The sequence below is a fragment of the Pseudomonas extremaustralis genome, assembly GCF_900102035.1.
In the GTDB taxonomy this organism is placed as follows: Bacteria; Pseudomonadota; Gammaproteobacteria; order Pseudomonadales; family Pseudomonadaceae; genus Aquipseudomonas; species Aquipseudomonas extremaustralis.
Genome location: NZ_LT629689.1, coordinates 6181376 through 6203720 on the forward strand (window position 1 = coordinate 6181376; position 22345 = coordinate 6203720).

Below are 22345 nucleotides of genomic sequence, written 5' to 3' on the forward strand. Positions count from 1 at the left end.
TGTGGCGAGCGGGCTTGCCCCGCGCGGGGCTGCGAAGCAGCCCTCACGACCTAATGTTCGCTGCGATACACCTCGGCAAAAATATCCGTGATCGCCCGCCGCGGCCTGCGTTGCCTGAGTTCTTTGACGCGCTGTCCCAGCCGAATCAACTCCTCACTAGGCTTGGCCCACTGCTCCTCAGGAATCGACTCCGACCAGGCTTGCATGGCCTCCGGCAATTTTTTGCGGCCGACCTTGGCGATGCGTTTCACCTCCCATTCGACGAGGCGGTTGGGCAAGGTCCAGAAGGTCATGACGTGGTAGAGGTACCAGAAAAAACCATGCACCCAGCCGACTTCCTTCTCGCGAATCCGCCGGTGCAGGCGCGCGCGGGCGTTGCGGAAAGTGTGCATGCCCTCATGGGGCGGATCGTTTGGGCCTTGCAGGTCCATCGGGTCCTGGATGCTTTTGAGGTCGTGGACTTCGTACTCCATGTAGGCGCGCACGGCTTCCCAATGGGCAATCGCCAGCGGCATCCCGGCGCACATGAACTCAACGCGCACCAGTTCCCCTTCGTGATGAAAGCCCATGCCCATGCCGTATTGGCGAGTTACGCCATACTGTGAGCCGCCTTGCGCCTGGACGACCCAGGCGCAGAGGGACTCCCAGGGGACGAACAGAGGGGCTTGTGCGCCCTGGGGCATGAAGCAGACTTCGCGACGTTGGCGGTTGAAGCGGGTGGGGATGACTTCTGTGTATTGGCTGTGTTTGTTGAGCCAAACAGCTAAACCCACAGTAAGTCCACCAATGAACGTGTAGGAGGATGGTTCCAGAGCAGTAATCGCAAGGTTTTTACTAAACTCCACGACTTCAGCCAATCCAAAACCACTGGCAGCAGCAATTAGTCCCGTAATCAGGGGGATGCCCAGGATCATCAAGACCGCAGTGGTAAACGGTCCCCCCAATACCACCTGCCATGAAAATACTTGAGGGGTGCCGCCACCGAAGTCCAAGTACGTGTCGTTGAGATCGCTCACGTAGGGACTATAGGGCGATGCCTCTGTCGGCAGCGGTAGCGGTGCCAGGTACGTCGTGTAGCCAGAGGGAAACGATTCGACGTCTCCAGCTCGGTACACCTTCATTGCCGCCGGATCGGTCGAGGGGGTATCAATGGGTTTAGTCATGCGAGATCAACTCCAGCATCATTTACGCCAGCGCTTGAACTTGCGTTCAGCGCCACCCAGCGGTTCATGTTCGCGTCGGTAAACCTCGGCAAAAATGTCGGTGATCGCGCGCTGCGGCCTGCGTTGCCTGAGTTCTTTGACGCGCTGTCCCAGCCGAATCAACGCCTCACTAGGCTTGGCCCACTGCTCCTCAGGAATCGACTCCGACCAGGCTTGCATGGCCTCCGGCAACTTTTTGCGGCCGACCTTGGCGATGCGTTTCACCTCCCATTCGACGAGGCGGTTGGGCAAGGTCCAGAAGGTCATGACGTGGTAGAGGTACCAGAAAAACCCATACACCCAGCCGACCTCCTTCTCGCGAATCCGCCGGTGCAGGCGCGCGCGGGCGTTGCGGAAAGTGTGCATGCCCTCATGGGGCGGATCGTTTGGGCCTTGCAGGTCCATCGGGTCCTGGATGCTTTTGAGATCGTGGACTTCGTACTCCATGTAGGCGCGCACGGCTTCCCAGTGGGCAATCGCCAGCGGCATCCCGGCGCACATGAACTCAACGCGCACCAGTTCCCCTTCGTGATAAAAACCCATGCCCATGCCGTACTGGCGAGTCACACCATACTGTGAACCGCCTTGCGCCTGGACGACCCAGGCGCAGAGGGATTCCCAGGGGACGAACAGAGGGGCTTGTGCGCCCTGGGGCATGAAGCAGACTTCGCGGCGTTGGCGGTTGAAGCGGGTGGGGATGACTTCTGTGTATTGGCTGTGTTTGTTGAACCATACCCCGAGGCCAACGGCCAGACTGTACAAAGATGGCCAGAAGACAATTTCATAACCCGCTAGAAATATGCCTTGCATCGAATTCCAAATATCAGCCCACTCATAACCGAAGCTTGCCCCAAGAAGAGCGCCTATAACTGGGCCACCCAGAAGTACGAAGACCGCAGCGGTAAAAGGCCCCCCCAATGTCATCTGCCATGAAAATACTTGGGGGGTACCGCCGCCAAAGTCCAGGTACGTGTCATTGAGATCGCTCACGTAAGGGCTGTGTGGTGATACCTCTGTCGGCAGCGGTAGCGGTGCCAGGTACGTCGTGTAGCCAGAGGGAAACGATTCGATGTCTCCAGCTCGGTATACCTTCATTGCCGCCGGATCGGTCGAGGGGGTATCAATGGGTTTAGTCATGTGAGATCAACTCCAGCATCATTTACGCCACCGCTTGAACTTGCGTTCAGAGCCACCCATCGGTTCATGTTCGCGTCGGTAAACCTCGGCAAAAATGTCGGTGATCGCGCGCTGCGGCCTGCGTTGCCTGAGTTCTTTGACGCGCTGTCCCAATCGAATCAACGCCTCGCTGGGCTTGGCCCACTGCTCCTCAGGAATCGACTCCGACCAGGCTTGCATGACCTCCGGCAATTTTTTGCGGCCGACCTTGGCGATGCGTTTCACCTCCCATTCGACGAGGCGGTTGGGCAAGGTCCAGAAGGTCATGACGTGGTAGAGGTACCAGAAAAAACCATGCACCCAGCCGACCTCCTTCTCGCGAATCCGTCGGTGCAGGCGTGCGCGGGCGTTGCGGAAGGTGTGCATGCCCTCATGGGGCGGATCGTTTGGGCCTTGCAGGTCCATCGGGTCCTGGATGCTTTTGAGGTCGTGGACTTCGTACTCCATGTAGGCGCGCACGGCTTCCCAGTGGGCAATCGCCAGCGGCATCCCGGCGCACATGAACTCAACGCGCACCAGTTCCCCTTCGTGATAAAAACCCATGCCCATGCCGTACTGGCGAGTCACACCATACTGTGAAGCGCCTTGCGCCTGGACGACCCAGGCGCAGAGGGATTCCCAGGGCACGAACAGAGGGGCTGTCGCCCCCCTGGGCATGAAGCAGACTTCGCGGCGTTGGCGGTTGAAGCGGGTGGGGATGACTTCTGTGTATTGGCTGTGTTTGTTGAGCCATACCCCGAGGCCAACGGCCAGATTGCACAAAGATGACCAGAAGACAATTTCATAAGCCTCTAAAAATACGCCTTGCATCGCATCCCCGATATCAACCCATCCATATCCGAAGCCTGCACCAAACAAAGCAATAACAATCGGGCCACCCAAAAGTGCTAAGACCGCAGCGGTAAAAGGCCCCCCCAATGTCATCTGCCAGGAAAATACTTGGGGGGTACCGCCGCCAAAGTCCAGGTACGTGTCGTTGAGATCGCTCACGTAGGGACTGTGTGGTGTTGCTTCTGTAGGCAGCGGTAGTGGTGCCAGGTAGGTCGTGTAGCCAGAAGCAAACGATTCGACGTCTCCAGCTCGGTACACCTTCGTTAACGCCGGATCGGTCGAGGGGGGATCGATGGGTTTAGTCATGTGAGATCAACTCCAGCATCAGGGGCTCTATCTGCAGCAGCGGTGCGTTGGGGAGAAGGGGTTTCTGATCAACTGGCGGGAAGGCTCCGCTATCCCTTGGCTCAAAGCGGATAGAGTACGTTCGCTGATGCGGCTGCCCGTTGGCGTTGGGGCTTTGAATGACCACCACCAGCATTAGCTCTTCGCGGGACCTGTTTGGTATCAGTTCATCGGGCACGGGGTAGCCGATGCAGAGAATCATCTGATGGCCATCGACGCGACGTAGCCTGGCCTCGACGGCCTCACTGAGTATTTCCCAGCGTTCGTGGGGCATCCCCCTTTCCACGCGAATCGTGCTGATGCGGTATGCAGCGATGCTTAACTGATGGCTGGGCCTGCCGCCCATCGGTGGCGTAAATGCGCCGATATCCAGCCCGGGCAACAGCAAATGCATATCGCCGACCTTGGCTTCCAGCAGCAGGTCTTTCCACCAGGTGTCGTATTCGACAGGGCCGACCTGCACGGAGGGTGCCTGCATGATCGTGATCAAGGCGTTCTGGTAGTCAGCCAGGCTCAAGGATTTGCGTTTGCTCGCATCCCGTCCCCACGGCGTGCTTTGTAGCCATTGGTCATGGGCACTGGTGTTGTAGTGGTTGTAGAGATAGTTGCCGCCCAACTCCAACGCCGTAAACAGCGCGCCGACCAGGTTTACACGGAAAAAAACGCTTGAGAGCCGCACCCCGGAGGCGGCCCATGCGGCGGTTCTGGCGGCTCCTTGCTTGGCCAAAAATACGGTAGCCGTCGCGTCGAGCGTATGGCCCAGGCCATACAGATTACTTGCCAGCAAACCGCCTGATCCGGCCCTCGACATGATCGCCCCGGCCTGAGCCCCGCCGTTGCCGCTGCGGACGGCTTGCTCCCAGTTGGCTTGATAACTGTTGAGGCTGGAATTGGCAGCGAACACCCCGAATGCATAAGTCATCAGTCCCAAACCGATGTGCAACTTGCCCATTTGCACATGCACATGGGCGACGGCGTGATTCTGCAACCCTTTGGCCAACACTGCGCTGCGAGCAGTCAGCGCCGTATCGAATACACCTTGCGCCGCAGCAAAACCGGTGGCGCCGGTCGCCATTAAGGCACTAAAAAAAGGCATTCTAGATCGTTGGTGTTCAGTGAATGTCTCTGCCATCACTTGCCAAAGATTCAACGCCTGCACCACAAACACCAACAACGCCGCCCCATCCCCCAACCGATTCGGTAGTGGCGCCGCCTTCACCCCCTCGCGAAAGTTCCTCATCAACTCGGCTATTTCCTGCCGGCCCGCTGGCGGAAAGACCACCGTGATGCCCGCCCGTGCGGGCGTGGCCCCGAAAAACTGGACGTGGTTGCCCGGCAAGTCGCCAATCGGGCTGAGTGCGTTGGCCAGGCGCGCTTCGGCGATGCCCATTCGATAGCGGGTGTTCGCGATTTCAACCTGAAGTTCTCGCGCTCTGGGCGATTTGTGACCCGCCGTCTGTTTTGTCCAGACCCGTTCGCGCTTGAGCCTTTGCAGGTACTCCTGTTCTCTGAACCAGTCCCGGAGTTCGCGCCGGAGTGAGTCCTTCTCGTCCGCCGATGCAAAGGTAAAGGTCACGCCCTCGTGCTTCGCCGCGTCCAGAATGCGCATCAGCAAGGCCTTGGGTAAGCGACTGAAGAGCTGATCGAGCGTCGGCATCGCGTGGCCCTTGAACACCTGATCAAAGTCCGCCAGGGCTTTTTCCATGCCACGATTGAGCGCCGGGGTCATGGTCTGCTGGGCAGCCTCGGCGACCGCGCGGGTGTCGTCCGGCAGCCTGTCGAGGGCCGGCAAGCGGTTGTTCTCAAGGTCCTGAAGTTTTTTCAGCAGTTCGGGCATGTTGTTGAACAGCGTCATGCCCGCCGCCGGCACGAACGCATACTGAGCCCGGGCCGTCGTATGTTCGCTGTAGGGCCGCGTGTAAAACTGCGGGCGACTGAAGTGCGGGGCTTGCTCCAGGTACTGGAGCACCCGCTCGCAGGCGTCATCGCTTCGGCAAATGTCCTTCAGGCAGGCGTATTCGGTGGTAAAACATTGGCCGATCTGTCTGGCATTCTCGGGGTCGTAGTACCACGCGCTTTTATGGAAAAAACCGGCGCAAAACAGCGCCGTGCGATCCGCCGTGATGTGCTCGAGCAGGGTGTTCCAACGCTGGAGGGATTGGCGGTGAGCGAACAGCGCGCTGTCCATCGCCTCACGGTCGATCAGGTCATTGATACCGCGCTGGCCCATCTTCGCGCCATTGAGGACATCCCTGATGCGGCGGTCTTGCTCTTTACCAAGCTTGATCAGGGCCTCGAAATGTTCCTCGACGAAGTCCTGGGGCGACGTCTTGAAGTGTTCACGGGTGTAATAGCGCCGATCCGTGTCTTCGATGTCGTGAGTCGCGGCGGCGTAGTCTGCAGAGGCCCCCTGGTAGCGGACCATATACAGCGCGTCTTCCAGGGCCTCCTTGTGCAAGCGCGCCAGTTCTGGCGGTACGGGACTGCCCTTCGGCGGTGTAGGCAATCCGCCTCTGTTGAGGTAATCGACCAGAGCCTGGCGCGTCGTACCTTGCTGCGGCGCCGGCATGGCCTCCAGGTCGGCGAGCATGCGCTTGATGGCCGGGTGGTTACTGGCATCGGCCAATCCGCCGATATCCGCCTGGGTCAATTGGGTCAGCGATTCGATATAGCAGGCCAGCAGGTAGTCACGCTCGTTGCCGCGTGCTTGCGATCCGCCGTTGGCCCACGCATCGATCCACCCGACGACCTTATCCTGGTAGTTGGCGAGGTCGCGAAGCACGCCAATATCATCCCTCACCGGCAAATACATGACGTCATAGCGGTACTCTGCCTCGACGCAATCGCTCAGGTGCCGCATCGGTACATCATGAAACCGTACAAATGTTTCCCACAAATAGGGGGTGCGTTCAGGGTCGGGATCGCTGTCGTCATCGCCGCTGCAAGCGACCTCGGCCAACCAGCGTTCGGCCTGGTCGGGCGTCAATAAACCGGGGCCGCCGGTTTCACAATTGGCCTGGCCCAGATCGACGGGCTGCATGAAGTAGTCGCGTTCGGATGGGCTGTAGAGGACCTGGCGACACTTTTTCGCGGTCCACTGTATTTCGGAGTGGCAGACATGCAGCTCAGCGCGTGCGGGATAGATCAACACCGGCTTGTTGATGGGCGTTTCGCGGTGATCACTGTGGACGTCCGTGCCTTGCCAGAGCATCGCGGTGACCACGCCATCGAGGACGCGGTATTCCGAGAGTTCGCGCTTTTTCGCGTCGATCACATAGAGCCAGCCATCGCGCATCAGACGAATGCCGAGCGGGCGGGTGGCGAGTGTGTAGGGAACAGGGATCTCGGCCGAAGGGTCCAGGGCGGGGTCATCGACCAATCCGTAGCACAGGGGCACCAACTGCATCGTGCTTTTCATCAGCGGGCAGGTGGCCATGGAGTTTTTCGCGTCATCGCGGCTTGCATTGACGTGGTTAGGGTTCTTTTTCATACCGGCTTCCTTTGCAAGTGTTCAGCCCTTGCCTTGGCGATACTGGCGACCTCTTCGAGTCGCTGCGTGGGAGTTTGCTGCGATGGGGTTTTCAGTTGGGCATCCAGGTCTGGATGCGCCTCCAGCGCTCGTTCGCCGAGAAACCCGTGGATGTTGGCGTAGAGCGTGATATCCAACTCAGTGTTGAGCCCGCGATCGTAGGCAGCCGATGCAAGCGCATGCAGATGTTCCCAGCGCTGTGGCGGGGTCGCATGAGCCTGATAGTGTGGAAAGTGTTCGTGCAGGTGCCGGTCGATGCGCATGACGGCATGGCGAAAACTTACCGCATCCAAAAGGCCGATTTGCTCATCGTTCAATCGATAGCGCGTGTTGTGATCGGTCTTTGGGGCCCCGCCCGGACGCAGGGTCAGGTGCCAGCATCCCCGCGCCGCATCAGCGGTGACCACGTGGGTGCAAGGACCGAACAAGGTGGGGTCCTTGATGCTGTGGGCATGCACGAGGAGGGCGCGGGTGACGGCGGGGTCGGCGATGCGCAACAACACTTCTTCGCCTTGGGGGTGCCATACGCTGGTGAGCCAACGCCAGTGTGCGACCAAGTCACCCCACGGATGTTCGCTGAAGACCAGATAGCCCCATTCCTGGCGGGAGGCACTCAGGAACTGCTTCAGGACCGGGTCGTTTGGCGTTTTTATCTGCACCAGGCAGGGGGCGATATCGAGAACTTCAGCCCAGGGCGTGCCGAGGTACAGCGGTTCGAACAGTGGACTTTGTGCCCACTGGTACAGGCGCTGTGGAAGTTTTTCGATGCTCACACCATCCAGCAGCAAACCAACGGTGCTATTCCACGGCAAATGTTGCGGCAGCCCATTTTCCAGCATCCACGGGGAATCAGGCATTTCCCGCCTCCTGTTTGGCTTTTTCGCAGATCGCGCAAAACGGCTTCTTGCGCATCAATGCTTGTTGCAGTGCCGGCAGCAACAGCTGGCCTGGAGCCTCTACGTCCGCGGCCTTCAACAGTCCCGGCAACAACGGCGCCACCGCCGTGCCGCTGCCAGGACTGCCCCCGGAATTCAGATTCGTCGCCGGGCCGCTGATCCACACGCCGCTGGGATCGATTTTGATAAAGCTCCCGCCGGCCTTGAGCGTCAGTTCTATACCCGCTTCCAGCACCGCCTTCAGCCCGCTGCTCAGGTGTATCTCCCGGCCCGCTTCGACGAACTGCCCCGCGCCGATCTTGACGTGCTGATCCATCGCCACCGTGAGGTGGTCGTCTGCCCGCGCCTGGACTTTGCGGTCGGCGTGGACGGTGTGGTGTTCCTCGGCCTTGAATTCGCTGTAGGCGTTCTGCTCGACGGTGTCGTGGCGTTCGTTGCCGATGCGGATTTTCTGGTCGTGTTCGATGTTTTCATCCCAGTCGCGCTGGGCGTGCAGGAAGATTTGTTCCGCGCCTTTTTTGTCTTCGATGCGCAGTTCGTTGAAGCCACTGCCGCCCGGTGAGCTGAGGGTTTTGAATACGGTGCGGGTTTTGTTCGCCGGCAGTGGGTAGGGGACGGGGTTTGTCTTGTGGTACAGGCAGCCGCTGATCAGCGGTTGGTCGGGGTCGCCTTCGAGGAAGGTCACCAGCACTTCCATGCCCACGCGGGGGATGGCGATGCCGCCGTAGCGGGCGCCGGCCCAACTGCTGGAAACACGCAGCCAGCAACTGCTTTTGTCGTCGCCCCGTCCTTCGCGGTCCCAGTGGAATTGCACTTTGACGCGGCCGTGTTCGTCGCAGTGGATTTCTTCGCCTTCGGGGCCGGTGACCACCGCGCTTTGGCTGCCGAGGATGCGCGGTTTGGGATGATTCAGCGGTGGGCGGTAGAACACGTCCCACGGCGTGGCGAGAAAACGGTTGCGGTAGCCCTGGTGGAAATCGTCCTTATTGTCGGTGGTGTCGCTGGTGATGGATTCTTCGAGGACTTGGGGCTGTTTGCCTTCGTGGAGGACTTCGGTGAGCAGCCACAGGTCGTTCCAGCGGGCTTTGGGGTGGTGGGTCAGGGGCAGGAAGTGGCCGCTGAGCAGCAGCGGTTGATCGCTTTTGCCTTCGGCGAGCTGGTAGTCGCTGCGGTGGCGTTCGAGGGCGCGTTTGGCCAGGTGCCTACCGCGTTGGCTGTCGTGGAAACGGCCGGGGTAGTCGTAGTCTTCGAGGTCGGGCAGGGCGTCGCTACGCTCGTCGCCTTCGAGGGTGACGCGCGGGATTTCAAAGTTGTAGTCGCGGCGGGTGGTCCGGCTGGTACGGGTTTCCAGGCGCAGGTCGAAGCGCTTGACCACCGGCTCGCTGGCCACCAGGCCGGCGTCTTGCTGGTAGGCCACGGGGGCGAGTCTCGGGAACACCGTCTGGTCGTCGCCGAACACCACGGTGTGGGCGGTGGCGCTGTGCTGGAAGTGGTAGTGAATACCTTCTTCTTCGCACAGGCGCTGGATGAAATGCAGGTCGGATTCGTCGTATTGAACGCAGTAATCCCGTGTGGGATACGTCGTGCCCAGGTGAAAGGTGTAGGCCGTGCTCTGGATGCCATGCTCTTCGAGAACCTGGGCAATGATGCTGGGCACATTGAGGTTCTGGAAGATGCGCTGGTTGAAGCGGTGCGCGAGGTACGCCAGTTGCGGGCGCAGGGTCACCGAATAGCGGCTCAGGCGCTTGCCGGCGTCGCCCTGGGCCACGCGATGAAGCTGGCCATGAACGCCGCGGCCGTCCGGTGCCAGCTGCAAAAACGCGGGCTTGTGCAACAGTGCCTCGAGGTCGAACGACGGGTGTTCGCTGACCAGTTCAATGTCGAACGCGAAGGGTTGGCTGATGGCTTCGCGCCCCGTGAGGGAAAGGACTTTAAGCTCGTATTTCAACCCCTTGAGGATGAGGCGGAAGTGGGTCTGGTTGGCGGGTGCGAACATCCCTTTTTTCCTTCTGTCATGCCGTGAACTTGCTTGAAAAATGAAGGTGCCCAAGGGGCGAAATGCCCGGTTGGGGAGCGTCTTCGTATCAAGCGGCGTGCCAACATAAATAATGTCCATATAGAACAATGGCTTAGTTGGAAAAAGGCAGCCGGGACAGGTTTTTTGGACGGAAAAACGGGGAAAAGTGCGCAAGAAGTTGCACAGTGCTGTGCAACTTCTTGCGCACTTGGCTGCAGCCCTTGATTGGTAAGGGCCGCAGGGGATTTAGGGGTGGGTTTTCAGCTTTTTACTGTGCAACTTTTTGCCATGTGCGTGGAGCGTTGGGAGGGCGGGGATGTTGGGCAAATGTGTAGAAAACTGCGCATCGGATTTCTGCGGATTGGGCCGCTTCGCAGCTCAGCGCGAGGTAAGCCTGTTCGCCACAAAGAGCTCGTTCACCACAACAGGCCTGGCAACCATCACCATTCCACCCGCTATTCCTGCATGCTGGCCCGCAGCCGGGCAATCGCTTGGGCGTGCAGTTGGCATACCCGTGACTCGCTCACTTCCAGCACCACACCGATCTCGCGCAGGTTGAGTTTTTCGTGGTGACACAGTGCAAGCAGCAGGCGTTCCCGTGCGGGCAGGGCGTCGATGGCGCGGGTGAGGTTGGCGCGGTTGCGGTCGTTGATCAGCTCGGCGAACGGCGTCTGCAGTCGTGAGTTGCTGCCTTCGCTGTGTTCTTCATCCACGTCGTCAAAGGGCAGCATCTGGCTGCCGTTGGTGTCGTCGAGTACCTTCTGGTACTGCTCCAGGGTCAGGCCCATGGCCGAGGCCACTTCGCGCTCGCGTGCCGGTCGCCCGAGGTTCTGCTCCACGCGGTGCATGGCGTCCTCCACCGCCCGCGCATTGCGGCGCACGCTGCGGGGGACCCAGTCGCGGGTGCGCAGTTCGTCGATCATCGCCCCGCGAATACGCTGTGACGCGAAGGTGGCGAAGGTGGCGCCGACGCTCAAGTCGTAGCGTGTCATGGCGTCAAGCAGGCCGATGCTGCCGGCTTGAATCAGATCGTCCAGTTCAATATTGGAGGGCAACCGCGTCTTCAATCCCAGCGCCTGGCGCCGGACCATGGGTAGGTACTGCTGGAGCACTTCCTGCTGGTTTATCTTGCCCTGTGCCGTATACATCGTGCGCGCCTGCGAAAGACAAAAAAATCCACGGGATTATTACCGTTGGCCCTGGCCGCTTAAGCGCGGAACAGCTGTGTGCGAGGTGACGTATTTGAGGCTTAGCCCAATGTCGGTGCGATCTCGTCGATCAACAGCGAGCGCATCCCCAGGTCCCGCTGCGCCGCCGGATCGTGCCTGTTCAGAGGCTGCTCATCACCACCGACACGTACAGCAAGCCGTCGAGGATTTCGCGGGCATGGCCCCTGGGTTTTTTCGGCAACAGCCCGAGCAATTGGGCGCGGGCCTGGAATGCCCAGTCTTCGTTGGCATGGGTCAGGCGCAAGGCGGCGCTGGCGAGGCTGTTGGCCAGGGACCGGCGCAGTTCGCCGGGCAGGTCTGGATGGAGGTTGAGTAACCGCGCCGAACCGTGTGCGGTCAGGCTGACGAGTTCTTCGTGTTTCAACGCCTGCACCAGCTCAGCGGCCTGTTCATTCAAGTCTCGCTGGTCTTCGGCCAGCCAGTAGCGGTGTCCAAGGTGTTGGCCGCTGTGGCTGTCTTGCACGGTGCCGAACCAGGCGCGCCGCGCTGCATCGTTGAGTTCCACGGGCAGATGGCGCAGGGTCAATCGCGCGTGATGGTTGCGGTAGCGCAGCTCGCGAATACCGAAGGCTTCGCCGCGTCCGGCCAGGTTGCCCAGGCGTTGTCGTTCACCTTCATGCACCACCCGCAGGCTGCTCCTGGTGGTGATTGCTAAAAGCGCACACGGTGTTGGCTCACTCAGGCACGCGTCCGGCTGCAAGGCCATCAATGACGCGAAGCCGTCGATGTGCACGGCCAGGCTGGCGCATAACGCCAACAGGGCCTTGCGCTGTCCCAACAGCCCACGCACCAGCGCGTCCAGGTGTGGGCCCGCCGATGGAGCGGGTGCGGAGGCGAACCGCGACGGGAGCGAAACATCCAGCGCCTGCTGCAAAAAATCCGACGCGCCGGGCAACTGCAAGTCTTCCGGTACCCGCTGGCCCGCCGACAGGTAGTTCAGGCGCAAACCGTGGCGGATCAGGCTGTCCAGCACCGGCCCGAGCCGCGCGGCTTCGTCGCACTTGCTGACGATGCAATCGTCCAGGCGGCAGCCGGCGGTGTGCGCAGCGTCGCGGTAGGTGTGCAGCACATCGTCGAGGGTGTCGCCATGGCTGGCGGCGTTGAGCACCAGCATCAGGCGCACCGCGCGGCCACTGTTGCCCAGTTGCTGGATGTGCGTGACCAGGCGGCGGTCGCGCTGGCTGGTGCCGACGGTGTCGATGATCACCAGGCGTTTGTCGGCCAGCCTGCCCAGCAGCGGGCCGAGGGGCGCGTCCGGCGCCAGGGCGTGCAGCTCGACGCCGAGCAATTGCGCGTAGATTTTCAGTTGTTCATGGGCGCCGATCCGAAAGCTGTCGGTGGCCACCAACGCCACGTCGCCCGGGCCATGGCGCATCACATAGCGGGCGGCGAGTTTCGCGGTGGTGGTGGTCTTGCCCACGCCGGTGGGGCCGACCACGGCGATCACCGTGGGAGCGTTGAACAGGTCGGCTTCATCGGCCAGTTGGTTCAACTGGCTGTCGATGCGTTGCGCCAGCCAGGCCTTGAGCCGGGCCGGTGTGGCGTCGGGCGACTGCGGCGGATTGTGGCCCAGTAACTGCGTGCTGAGGCTGGCGCTGAAGCCGGCGTCGAGCAGCCATTTGAGCAGGGGCGAGGGCTGCGCTCGGGTGTGGATCAACTGGCGCATGTCTTCGATTTCACCGAGCAGGCGTTCGCTCAGCGCGGCGAGGTCTGGTGTGGGGCGCTGCGGCGCGGGCGCGGGTGGGGTGTCGGCCTGGGCCATGATTTCCACGCCGGCGTCGGTCATGCGGCTGGAGAGAATCAACGCGTCCTCACCCAAGGCAAACCGCACCTGGTTCATGGCGTCGCGGCTGTTGGCGCCGATAAAACGCTGCGCACTCACTTGGGTTTGCCTCCGATCACGTTAGTCATGCGCAGGGTGCGGTCGTCGGGGATTTCGCTGAGGGCGATCACCGTCAGTTGGCGCAGGCGTCGACGCAGGAAGCGCGACAGCACCGGGCGCAGCTTGTTGGGCACCACCAGCACCGGTGGCTCGCTGCTGTTTTCCTGGCGTTTGAGGGTCAGGGTGGTCTGTTGCATCAGGTTGTCTGCCAGGCTGGGCTCCAGCGCGCCGCCATTGCCCACCGCCTGCATCAAGACTTGCTCGAGGTTGAAGTCCAGGCCGATCACCTTCAGTTCGGTCTTGTTGCCGAATAACTGGTTGACGATCGAACGGCCCAGGGCCACGCGCACCGCCGCCGTCAGCTCCTGCACATCCGGCGGTTGCTGCACGCCACCGTGTTCGGCGAGGGCATCGAGGATGGTGCGCATGTCGCGGATCGACACGTTTTCTTCCAGCAGGTTCTGCAGCACGCGCTGCAACACCGTCAGCGACACCAGCTTGGGCACCACTTCGTCGACCAGGCCTTTGCTGTCGGGGCCGAGCTTGTCCAACAGCTTCTGCACTTCGCCCCGGCCGAGCATGTCCTTGGCGTGCTGGTGCAGCAGGTGGTTGAGGTGGGTGGCGGTGACGGTGCTGGCGTCGACCACGGTGTAGCCATAGATCTGCCCGTGTTCGCGCAGGTTGGGTTCGATCCAGATCGCCGGCAGCCCGAACGCCGGGTCCACCGCTGCGGTGCCTTCCAGTTCATGGGTGACCTTGCCGGGGTTGATCGCCAGCCACTTGCCGGGGAACACCTCGCCCCGCCCGATTTCTACGCCCTTGAGGCTGATGATGTAAGTATTGGCGGCCAGTTCCAGCTTGTCGCGCACATGCACCACCGGCGGCAGGAAGCCCATGTCCTGGGCGAATTTCTTGCGCAGGCTTTTGATGCGGGTGATCAGCTCGCCTTGCTGGCGCGCATCTACCAGTTGGATCAGGCGATGGCCGACGCGCAGGCTCAGGGTGTCGACCAACTGCACGTCGTCCCAGGACGCTTCGCTGCTTTGCGCGGCCGACTTGGGCAGCAAGGTCTGCGCGGGCGAGCCTTCCGGGGCCAGATCTTCCTGTTTGGAAAACCACCAGCCCAACCCGGCCAGCAGCCCGGTGAGGAGCAGAAACACCAGGTTCGGCATGCCCGGCACGAGCCCGAGCAGGCCCATCACGCCGGCGGTCATCATCAGCACTCTGGGGCGGCTGAACAGTTGGCCCATCATCTGTTGGCCCACGTCCTGTTCGGTGTTGACTCGCGACACGGTGACGCCGGCGGCAATCGAAATCACCAGGCCGGGAATCTGCGCGACCAGGCCGTCGCCGATGGTCAGCATGGTGTAGGTGTGGGCTGCGTCGGAGAAGGCCATGCCGTGTTGCAGAATGCCGATGGCCAGGCCACCGATGATGCACACGCCCATGATCACCAGGCCGGCCACGGCGTCCCCGCGCACGAACTTGCTGGCACCGTCCATGGAGCCGAAGAAGTCGGCTTCCTGAGCCACTTCCTTGCGCCGCTGGCGGGCTTGGGGTTCGCCGATCAGGCCGGCGTTGAGGTCGGCGTCGATCGCCATTTGCTTACCGGGCATCGAGTCGAGGGTGAAGCGCGCGCCGACTTCGGCGATACGCCCGGCGCCCTTGGTGATCACCATGAAGTTGATGGTCACCAGGATCAGGAACAGCGCCAGGCCCACGGCAAAGTTGCCGCCCACCAGGAACTCGCCGAAGGCTTCGATCACCTTGCCGGCGGCGTCGGGGCCGGTGTGACCCTCCATCAGAATCACCCGCGTGGACGCCACGTTCAGCGACAGGCGCAGCAGTGTCGTGAACAGCAGCACGGAGGGAAACGCCGAGAAATCCAGGGGCTTTTCCGTGAGCATGCTGACCATCAGCACCATGATCGCCAGGGCGATATTGAAGGTGAACAGCAGGTCGAGGATGAACGTGGGCAGCGGCAGGATCATCATCGACAGGATCAGCACGATGAGCACCGGGCCGGTCATGATCTTGAGGTCGGTGGTGGCCAGCCAGGAGTCGGGGCCGAATAGATCGGTCATGCCTTTCATGGGGTCGGATCATCCTCAGGTGTCGGGTTACGCGGGCCACGCTGGTCCATGCCTGGCGGTACAGTCAGGTTCACCGGGGTCGGCGGCAGGTCGCCGCCGTGTTCGCTGACACGCTTGAGGCGAATGGCCCAGGCCACCACTTCAGCGACCACGGTGTACAGCTCGATGGGGATTTCCCGGTCCAAGTCGACATGGAAATACAGGGCTCGCGCCAGCGGTGGGGCTTCGAGCATCGGCAGGTGATGCTCGGCGGCGATCTCGCGAATGCGCAGGGCTACGTCATCCGCGCCCTTGGCGACCACGCGGGGGGCGCCGTTCTTTTCTTTCTGATAGGCCAGGGCCACCGCAAAGTGGCTGGGGTTGGTGACGATCACGTCGGCCTTGGGCACCTTGCTCATCATGCGGCGCCGTGCGCGGGCCTGTTGCACCTGGCGAATCCGGGCCTTGATATGGGGGTCGCCGTCGGCGTTCTTGTGTTCCTGGCGTTGCTCTTCCTTGGACATGCGCAGGTTCTTGGCGTAGGTCCACAGCTGATAGGGCACGTCCATGCCCACCACGATGATCAGCGCTGCGACACACATCGCGCAGGCGCTGGCGGTCAGGCCCAGCATGGCGGCCAGGGCTTTGGGCGCGGGCATGTGCGGCAGGTTGAGCAACTGCGCAATATGGCTGCGCACAAAGCAGTAGGTCACGATGCCGATCAGGCTGGCCTTGGCGATGGCCTTGGCCAACTCCACCAGCACCTGCACCGAAAACAAACGCGCCAGCCCGCTCATGGGGTTGACCCTGGAAAACTGCGGGCGCACCGCCTTCAGGGTGATCACCAGCCCGCCCAGCAGGGCCGGCGCGGCAAGGGCGGCGAAGGTCATCAGCGCAAAGAACGGCGCCACGGCCAGCAGCGCGGTCTGGCTCAAGGTCCACAAGGTGCTGAGCAGGCGTGCGGTGTCGAACAACTGCGCGCGGTCGAACAGCAGCGCCTGTTCCATTACTTGGCCAAGGCCGTCGTACAGGCTGCCGCCCATCAGCCACAGCCCGCCGATGCCGGCCAGCAGCATGACGAAGGTGTTCATTTCGCGGGAACGTGGGACCTGGCCCTCTTCGCGGGCCTTTTCGATCCGTCGCGGCGTCGCCGCTTCGGTCTTGTCCTCTCTGCTGGTCTCGGCCATGGCTCTCCGGGCGCCTGCGGTGAGCCGCGCGACCTGTCAAAGCCGGTATTGTGCGCAGCCGCCGGGGCTGCCGATCCCACGAACAGCCGGCACAATCGCGCGTTAATGAGGGGATGGTTCCAGCGGGCCGTATTCATCCTGGGACAAGATGCGTTCGGCCACGCGGTTGTCGAGCACGATGATTTCGATGCGTCGGTTGGCGGCGTCATAGGGGCCGGCGCCGTGGAAGCGGATACGGTCGGCCATGCCGGAGACCCGCAGCAGCTTGTCGGAGTCCAGGCCGCCGGCCACCAGTTCCTGGCGCGAGGCCTTGGCGCGGTCAGCGGACAGGTCCCAGTTGTTGTAGCCGGTGTCGCCGCCGGGGTAGGGGTGGCTGTCGGTGTGCCCGCTGATCTGGATGCGGTTGGGCAGTTCGTTGAGCACCGGGGCGAAGGTCCTGAGCAGCTTGCGCAGGTACGGCGCGACGTTGGCGCTGCCTAATTCGAACATAGGGCGTTTGTCGGTATCCAGCAGTTGCACGCGCAGGCCTTCGGGGCTCAGCTCGATCGCGATCTGCTGCTTGAGTTCGCGCAGTTGTGGGTCGTGATCCACCGCGTTGTCGAGGCGCTGCTTGAGGGATTCCAGGTGCCGCCGTTCATCCTCGGAGAAGCGCGACGGGCGTGGCGTCTGCAACGCCCGCTCGCCTTCGGAAAACCGCGCATCGGGGCCGCCGCCGGGTATCGCGCTGTTGCTGGACGAGCTGCGATCGCCTTTGCTCATGGCCACCACCAGCGGGGTGCTGAAGTATTCGGCAATTGCCTCCTTGTCTTTGTTGCTGGCGTTGGACAGCACCCACAGCACCAGGAACAGGGCCATCAGCGCGGTCATGAAGTCGGCGAAGGCGATCTTCCACGCGCCGCCATGGTGGGCGTGGCGAGCCGCTTTTTTGCGGCGGATGATGATCGGTTGATCGCTCATGCTCAGTCGGCTCCCGGCTGGCTGCCACCGCCACGCACATAGGTTTCCAGCTCCAGGGCGCCGGGGCGTTCGCTGGTGTGCAGCGCCTTGCGGCCGAACTCCACGGCCAGTTGCGGCGGCAGGCCTTGTACGCTGGCCAGCAGCGTGACGCGGATGCATTGCAGCATCTTGGCGGACTCGGCGGCCTGCCGGTCGATGCGGCTGGCCAGCGGTGCGACCAACCCGTACGCCAGGTAAATGCCCAGAAAGGTGCCGACCAGCGCGTGAGCGATCATCTGGCCCATCAAGTCCGGGCCGACATCCACTGCGCTCAAGGCTTTGACCACGCCCATCACCGCCGCGACGATGCCGAACGCCGGCAGGGCGTCGCTGACTTTATAAAGTGCGTCGGAGGGCAGGTGGGATTCGTGCTCGAAGCCTTCGATCTCGTGCAGCATCAGCTCGTCGAGTTCATGGGTCTGCATAACGCTGCTGATCAGCAGGCGCAGGTAATCGGTGATGAACAGGATGATCAGTGGGTCGGCCAGTAGCCGTGGGTAGCGGGCGAAAATCGGGCTTTGCGCGGGCTCTTCGATATCCCGCTCCAGGGCCATCATGCCTTCGCGGCGGGCCTTGCTCAGCAAGGCGTAGAGCATGGCCATCAGCTCCAGGTACAAGGTTTTGTCGTACTTGGCACTGCGCTTGAAGCGCGAGACGGCGGTGAGCGTGGCCCGAATGGCCTTGCCGTTGTTGGCTGCGATGAACGCACCGATACCGGCGCCGGCAATCATCAACAACTCGGTGGGCTGGTACAGCGGGCCCAGGGCCCCACCGGACAGGACGAAGCCACCGAACACCGATAACAGTACAACGATAAGCCCGGATACGATGAGCACGTGGTCGTTCCTTAGATTCAAGCAATGGGTGACCTGCTGAATATCGGCAACGGCGAGGGGCGAATTGAGAAACTTTTTTGGCGGATGACGATGGCTGTAGCAGCGAGCTTGCTCGCGAAGATCGTTAACGATGACGCAGCGCTATCTGGAGGGCCGCGGCGTCTATGGGGTCTTCGCGAGCAAGCTCGCTGCTACAGGAGAGGACGTTCTACACCTTGCGCATCGGCGGCAGGCTGGCCAGCAGTTGTGCATCGATATCCCGGCGCTTCAAGGTCTTGCCCGCCCGCGACGGCGGCTGGCAAATCCCGCACACGTACTGCTGCGCCGGCGCGTGGGAGTGGGCGACGAATTCGCCGGAACAGCAGGAACAACGGATCAGCTCGAGCATGTCGCTTTCGAAAAAACGCACCAGGGTCCAGGCGCGGGTCAGGCCCAGCACCAGTTCGCCGTCCTGGTCGCCCACCTGTTCCAGGTACAGGCGATAGGCTTTGACGAAAGCATCGATGCGGTGCCCGCCGATATCCATCAGGCTGCGATAGATCCCGTAGAACAGCGACGAGTGAATGTTCGGCAGCCATGTCACGAACCAGTCGGTGGAGAAAGGCAGCATGCCTTTGGGGGGAGAGGCGCCGCGCACTTCCTTGTAGAGACGGATCAATCGACCTCGGCTCAGCGACGTTTCCGTTTCCAGCACCTGCAGCCGTGCGCCCAGTTCAATCAGTTCGATTGCCAGTTGCACTTGCTGCATTTCGGTGACCAGGCTTTTGTCTGACATGGATCAGCCTTCCCCGATGCGCAAGTCGCCGGTGCGATCAGCGGCGGCCATCAGCAGGGCGGAATGGATCTCCACCATGCCCAGTTCGCGCGCGTTGCCCAGCACCTTGGACAGGCGGTCGGTCTCTTCGAACACCGGCCGACAAATCAGTTGGTTGACTCGCGCCAATTGGGTCATTTGCTTGCTGCTGAGCTTGGTCAGCAGGTCGGCCATTTGTTCGCTGAGTTTCAGGCGAAAAATCGCGATCTCGCGGTCTTTGCGCAATAGGTTTTGGGCCAGTAATAAATACGAAAGATTCAGGTCCTGGATATCTTCAAGCTCAGTGTTGGTATTTGGCAACTTTCTACCCCTCCCGTTGGGTACTACAGTTCGGCACACCTAATAGTGCGACCTCTGGCAGACAGTGCTGCAAATCGACAAGTACTAAAGTCAGGCTGTTATAGGTGTACAGCGAGTGCCTGTTTGTATCGTTGTTCGGTTATTCATGCTCCCGACCATCCGCTAGCTGGTCGTGAATACCGATTCTTTTAATTTTTTCTAAAGTATCAAGTAGGTCGTACGATAACAGACTGAGGAATGTTATTTCTTGTCTGTTTTTAGTGTTTTTAACGTACATCAAAGATAGTTTCACACTTGCGTGTCGTAGGTAGATACAGCGTGTAGGTGCTTGTTATTTGTTTCGATACAAATAATGGCTTATTGGTATCACTTGCTGGGATGATGCTCGGTAAGCCGTATTCAGGTTGCTCTTTTTGCGGTTAATCTGCATCAACTCGCCCAAGTCATTCTGGCGCGCATGCAAAAAATAATTTACTTGCTCTTCGAGGGCCAGGATCTGACTGAGTAGTTCTAGCTTGTATTGTTGGCCATTGGCATCAAGATCAACTTGATCTTGTGCGCGGCGCAAGTAAGCCGCGTCGATCAGTCCCTGGGACTTCAAGGCGAAGATGCCATCCCAATCCGCTTTTTTGGCGTACTCGAGCAGGCGTTGGGACTGTTCCAGCAGTTGTTCGTAAGCGGCGATCAGTTGTGCTTGCATCATGTCTACCGCTCTTCCTCGATGTGCGAACCTATGGCGCGCCAGGCGGCGGCAACATTTTCCAGCAATGCCGCCGCCGTGGTCAGTGCGTCGTCGTCATTGTTCAGGTTCGCGCGAAGCAGCACGCGCACCACGTAGTCGTAGAGTTGGTCCAGTTGCACAGCGATTTCCCCCCCTTGTTCAAGGTCCAGCGAGGCACGTAAACCCTGGCTGACGATGTTGATTGCCTTGGTGATGGCCTGGCCTTTTTCGGCGATGTGGCCGGCCTGCAGATGCAGGCGCGCGATACGGATCGAGGCCTGGTAGCTGTCGAACAGCATTACGATTCTTTGGTGCGGTGAGGCCGCCAAAATGCCGCTTTCCACGCCCACCTTGGCGTAGGCATTCGCGTCTCGAAGGGAACTCATCAGGGGCTGCTCCAAGTGGTGTCGTCAATCGCTGCTGTTAAGTGCATCGAACTGGGTGGTCAGGTAGTCGGATGTGGAGTTGAGCGACGAGATCAGGGTGTCGAGCTGGGTGAATTCATCGGTCCAGCGCGCCATCTCGGAGTCGATCAGCGCCTGCTTTTCGGTGTAGCGCTCTTCCAGTTGTTCCAGTTTGGAGGCCAGGCTGTCGGTTTTGGCGACGATCAAACCGCTGTCTTCGTCCAGGTAGGTGTCGAGGTCGTCGGTGATCTGGCCGATGAAACCGGATTTGCCATCGGTGCCGATAAAGAATTGCGACACGGCGTCGATGTTGTCGGTGATGGCGCTGGTCAAGGTGTCTTCGTCAATCTCCAGGGTGCCGTCGACTTCCAGGGAAATGCCCAACTGCGACAGGTAACTGAAGGTGCCGCTGCCGATGGCGGTGTACAGGTCGCTGCTCAACTCCGTGCTGATGCGGCGGGTGGTCGAGTCGCCCAGCAACTCGCCGGCGGTGTCGGTATCCGCGTCGTAGGCGGTGAGGGTGTCGACGCTGGAAACGTAACTGTTGTAGGCGCTGACAAACGCGGAGATGGCGTCGTAGATCGTGTCGGTGTCCTGGGAGATCGTCAGGGTCTGCGAGCTGCCGGCGGCGGACAGGCTCAGGGTCACACCTTGCAGGGCGCCTTCCACGGTGTTGCTTTGGCTGGTGATCGAGATGCCGTTGAGGGTCAGCTTGGCGTCCAGCGCTTCGACGGTCTGGGTCATGTTGCCGCTGCTGCCGTCGTAGCCGAACAGGCTGGAGGCTGTGTCGGTGCTGTCATCGCCGGTGTAGGTCACGGTCATCGCCGATTCGGTGCCGGTGCTGTCGGAGGTCAGTACCAGGCGGTACGGCGTGTCGCTGCCATCGTTGACGATCGAGGCGGTCACGCCGGCGCCGGAGGCGTTGATGGCGGTACGAATGCCTTCGAGGGTGTTGTTGGTGCTGTCGAGGGTGATCGTCACCGCGTCCGCCGTGCCCACCTGCAGGGTCAGGGTGCCGGTGCCCAACGCCGTGGTTTTGCTGGCGACGCCGTCGGTGGTCAAGCTTTGGGCCTGGGCCAGCTGGGTCACTTGCAGGGTGTAGGTGCCGGCTTCGGCTTTGCTGGTGGTGGCGGCTGTGACACCGCTGCCGGACAGGCTGTTGGTCAGTGATGTGTACAAGCTTGAGTCGGCCAGGGCTTCTGCCGCCGTCTGCAAGCTGGTCAGGGCGCTTGTCAGCGTGCCATAGGCGGTGATTTCGGCCTTTACCGACGTTTCCTGGTTGGTGATGGGCGTCAGCAGGCTGGCTTCCTTGGATTCCTCCAGGCTGGTCAGGATGCTGTCCAGATCCAGGCCGGAGCCGACCCCAAGGGAGGTGATGGTTGCAGTCGAGCTGGTCGAAGTCGTGGTTGCCATGTGAATGCCTGTCCTGGTTTGTGTTCACACTCGATGGGGTGCGGTTGAACCCAACATCGGCAATCGGCTGACCCGTCTTTAGGCGTGCCTCGGGTTTTTTTACACCTGCATGGCCATCACGTCTTTGTAGGCGCTCAGCAGGCGATTGCGCACCTGCACGCCCATCTGGAACGCCACGCTGGCCTTTTGCGAATCGGCCATCACATCGCTCAGCGACACCGCCTCGCTGCCGGCCTGGAAGGCGTTGGACTGGCGGGTGGCGGTCTGTTGCAACTGGTTGATGCGCTGCAGCGACGACTGCAACTCACCGGCAAACCCCGTGGCGGGGGCGATGCGTTGCAGGCTCGTGCCTTCGGCCTGTTCGGCCAGCAGCGACAGTTGTTGCAGGGCGTTGGTCAGTGCGGACGCATTCATGCGGCAGGTTCCATGGGCAGCGATCAGGCCAGCAGATTAGCAAGCCCGCTGCGCGGCACATTCGCCCAATTGAGCACAAAA

The 22345-nt window shown here is 61.2% G+C and carries 18 protein-coding genes; all 18 read right to left on the reverse strand.

Annotation, left to right across the window (positions count from 1 at the left end; genetic code table 11):
- Positions 1 to 50: 50 nt before the first annotated feature.
- Positions 51 to 1163 (reverse strand): hypothetical protein, encoded by a 1113-nt coding sequence (locus BLR63_RS28490; protein ID WP_010566284.1) that lies wholly within the window; start codon positions 1161 to 1163, stop codon positions 51 to 53.
- Positions 1164 to 1181: 18 nt separating this feature from the next.
- Positions 1182 to 2339, reverse strand: a complete 1158-nt coding sequence (locus tag BLR63_RS28495; protein ID WP_165448679.1) for a hypothetical protein — start codon at positions 2337 to 2339, stop codon at positions 1182 to 1184.
- A gap of 18 nt (positions 2340 to 2357) precedes the next feature.
- Positions 2358 to 3515 carry a hypothetical protein gene (locus BLR63_RS28500; RefSeq protein WP_042947980.1) on the reverse strand — a complete coding sequence of 386 codons (1158 nt, stop codon included), beginning with the start codon at positions 3513 to 3515 and terminating at the stop codon, positions 2358 to 2360.
- Positions 3508 to 7044 carry a toxin VasX gene (locus BLR63_RS28505; protein WP_083365979.1) on the reverse strand — a complete coding sequence of 1179 codons (3537 nt, stop codon included), beginning with the start codon at positions 7042 to 7044 and terminating at the stop codon, positions 3508 to 3510. Before BLR63_RS28505 ends, BLR63_RS28500 begins: the two co-directional genes overlap by 8 nt.
- Positions 7041 to 7940 (reverse strand): DUF4123 domain-containing protein, encoded by a 900-nt coding sequence (locus tag BLR63_RS28510; protein WP_010568144.1) that lies wholly within the window; start codon positions 7938 to 7940, stop codon positions 7041 to 7043. Before BLR63_RS28510 ends, BLR63_RS28505 begins: the two co-directional genes overlap by 4 nt.
- Positions 7933 to 9975 (reverse strand): type VI secretion system Vgr family protein, encoded by a 2043-nt coding sequence (locus tag BLR63_RS28515; protein WP_083365980.1) that lies wholly within the window; start codon positions 9973 to 9975, stop codon positions 7933 to 7935. The genes BLR63_RS28510 and BLR63_RS28515 overlap by 8 nt, the downstream gene beginning before the upstream one ends.
- A gap of 476 nt (positions 9976 to 10451) precedes the next feature.
- The gene (locus tag BLR63_RS28520; RefSeq protein ID WP_010567373.1) at positions 10452 to 11144 is read right to left on the reverse strand and encodes an RNA polymerase sigma factor FliA; all 693 of its coding nucleotides are present in this window, start codon (positions 11142 to 11144) and stop codon (positions 10452 to 10454) included.
- 181 nt (positions 11145 to 11325) lie between these two features.
- Positions 11326 to 13107, reverse strand: coding sequence for a flagellar biosynthesis protein FlhF (locus tag BLR63_RS28525; protein WP_010567374.1), 1782 nt, complete (start codon positions 13105 to 13107; stop codon positions 11326 to 11328).
- Entirely contained in the window at positions 13104 to 15200 is a 2097-nt protein-coding gene (gene flhA, locus BLR63_RS28530; protein WP_010567375.1) for a flagellar biosynthesis protein FlhA, read from the reverse strand. Before flhA ends, BLR63_RS28525 begins: the two co-directional genes overlap by 4 nt.
- Positions 15197 to 16366: a flagellar biosynthesis protein FlhB gene (gene flhB, locus BLR63_RS28535; RefSeq protein WP_010567376.1), complete on the reverse strand. Its 1170-nt coding sequence runs from the start codon at positions 16364 to 16366 to the stop codon at positions 15197 to 15199. The genes flhA and flhB overlap by 4 nt, the downstream gene beginning before the upstream one ends.
- Before the next feature lie 102 nt (positions 16367 to 16468).
- Positions 16469 to 17323: a flagellar motor protein MotB gene (gene motB, locus BLR63_RS28540; RefSeq protein WP_010567377.1), complete on the reverse strand. Its 855-nt coding sequence runs from the start codon at positions 17321 to 17323 to the stop codon at positions 16469 to 16471.
- A 2-nt stretch (positions 17324 to 17325) separates the two neighbouring features.
- Positions 17326 to 18198: a flagellar motor stator protein MotA gene (motA, locus tag BLR63_RS28545; RefSeq protein ID WP_010567378.1), complete on the reverse strand. Its 873-nt coding sequence runs from the start codon at positions 18196 to 18198 to the stop codon at positions 17326 to 17328.
- 208 nt (positions 18199 to 18406) lie between these two features.
- Complete coding sequence (gene flhC, locus BLR63_RS28550; RefSeq protein ID WP_010567379.1) at positions 18407 to 18973, reverse strand: flagellar transcriptional regulator FlhC; 567 nt, start codon at positions 18971 to 18973, stop codon at positions 18407 to 18409.
- A 3-nt stretch (positions 18974 to 18976) separates the two neighbouring features.
- Complete coding sequence (gene flhD, locus BLR63_RS28555) at positions 18977 to 19312, reverse strand: flagellar transcriptional regulator FlhD (protein ID WP_010567380.1); 336 nt, start codon at positions 19310 to 19312, stop codon at positions 18977 to 18979.
- 331 nt (positions 19313 to 19643) lie between these two features.
- Positions 19644 to 20015: a flagellar protein FliT gene (gene fliT, locus BLR63_RS28560; protein ID WP_010567381.1), complete on the reverse strand. Its 372-nt coding sequence runs from the start codon at positions 20013 to 20015 to the stop codon at positions 19644 to 19646.
- Positions 20016 to 20017: 2 nt separating this feature from the next.
- Positions 20018 to 20419 (reverse strand): flagellar export chaperone FliS, encoded by a 402-nt coding sequence (gene fliS / locus BLR63_RS28565; protein ID WP_010567382.1) that lies wholly within the window; start codon positions 20417 to 20419, stop codon positions 20018 to 20020.
- Positions 20420 to 20443: 24 nt separating this feature from the next.
- On the reverse strand, positions 20444 to 21850 hold the full coding sequence (gene fliD, locus BLR63_RS28570; RefSeq protein WP_010567383.1) for a flagellar filament capping protein FliD: 1407 nt from the start codon (positions 21848 to 21850) through the stop codon (positions 20444 to 20446).
- A gap of 99 nt (positions 21851 to 21949) precedes the next feature.
- Positions 21950 to 22264 carry a flagellar hook-basal body complex protein FliE gene (fliE, locus tag BLR63_RS28575; RefSeq protein ID WP_010567384.1) on the reverse strand — a complete coding sequence of 105 codons (315 nt, stop codon included), beginning with the start codon at positions 22262 to 22264 and terminating at the stop codon, positions 21950 to 21952.
- Between the last annotated feature and the right edge of the window lie 81 nt (positions 22265 to 22345).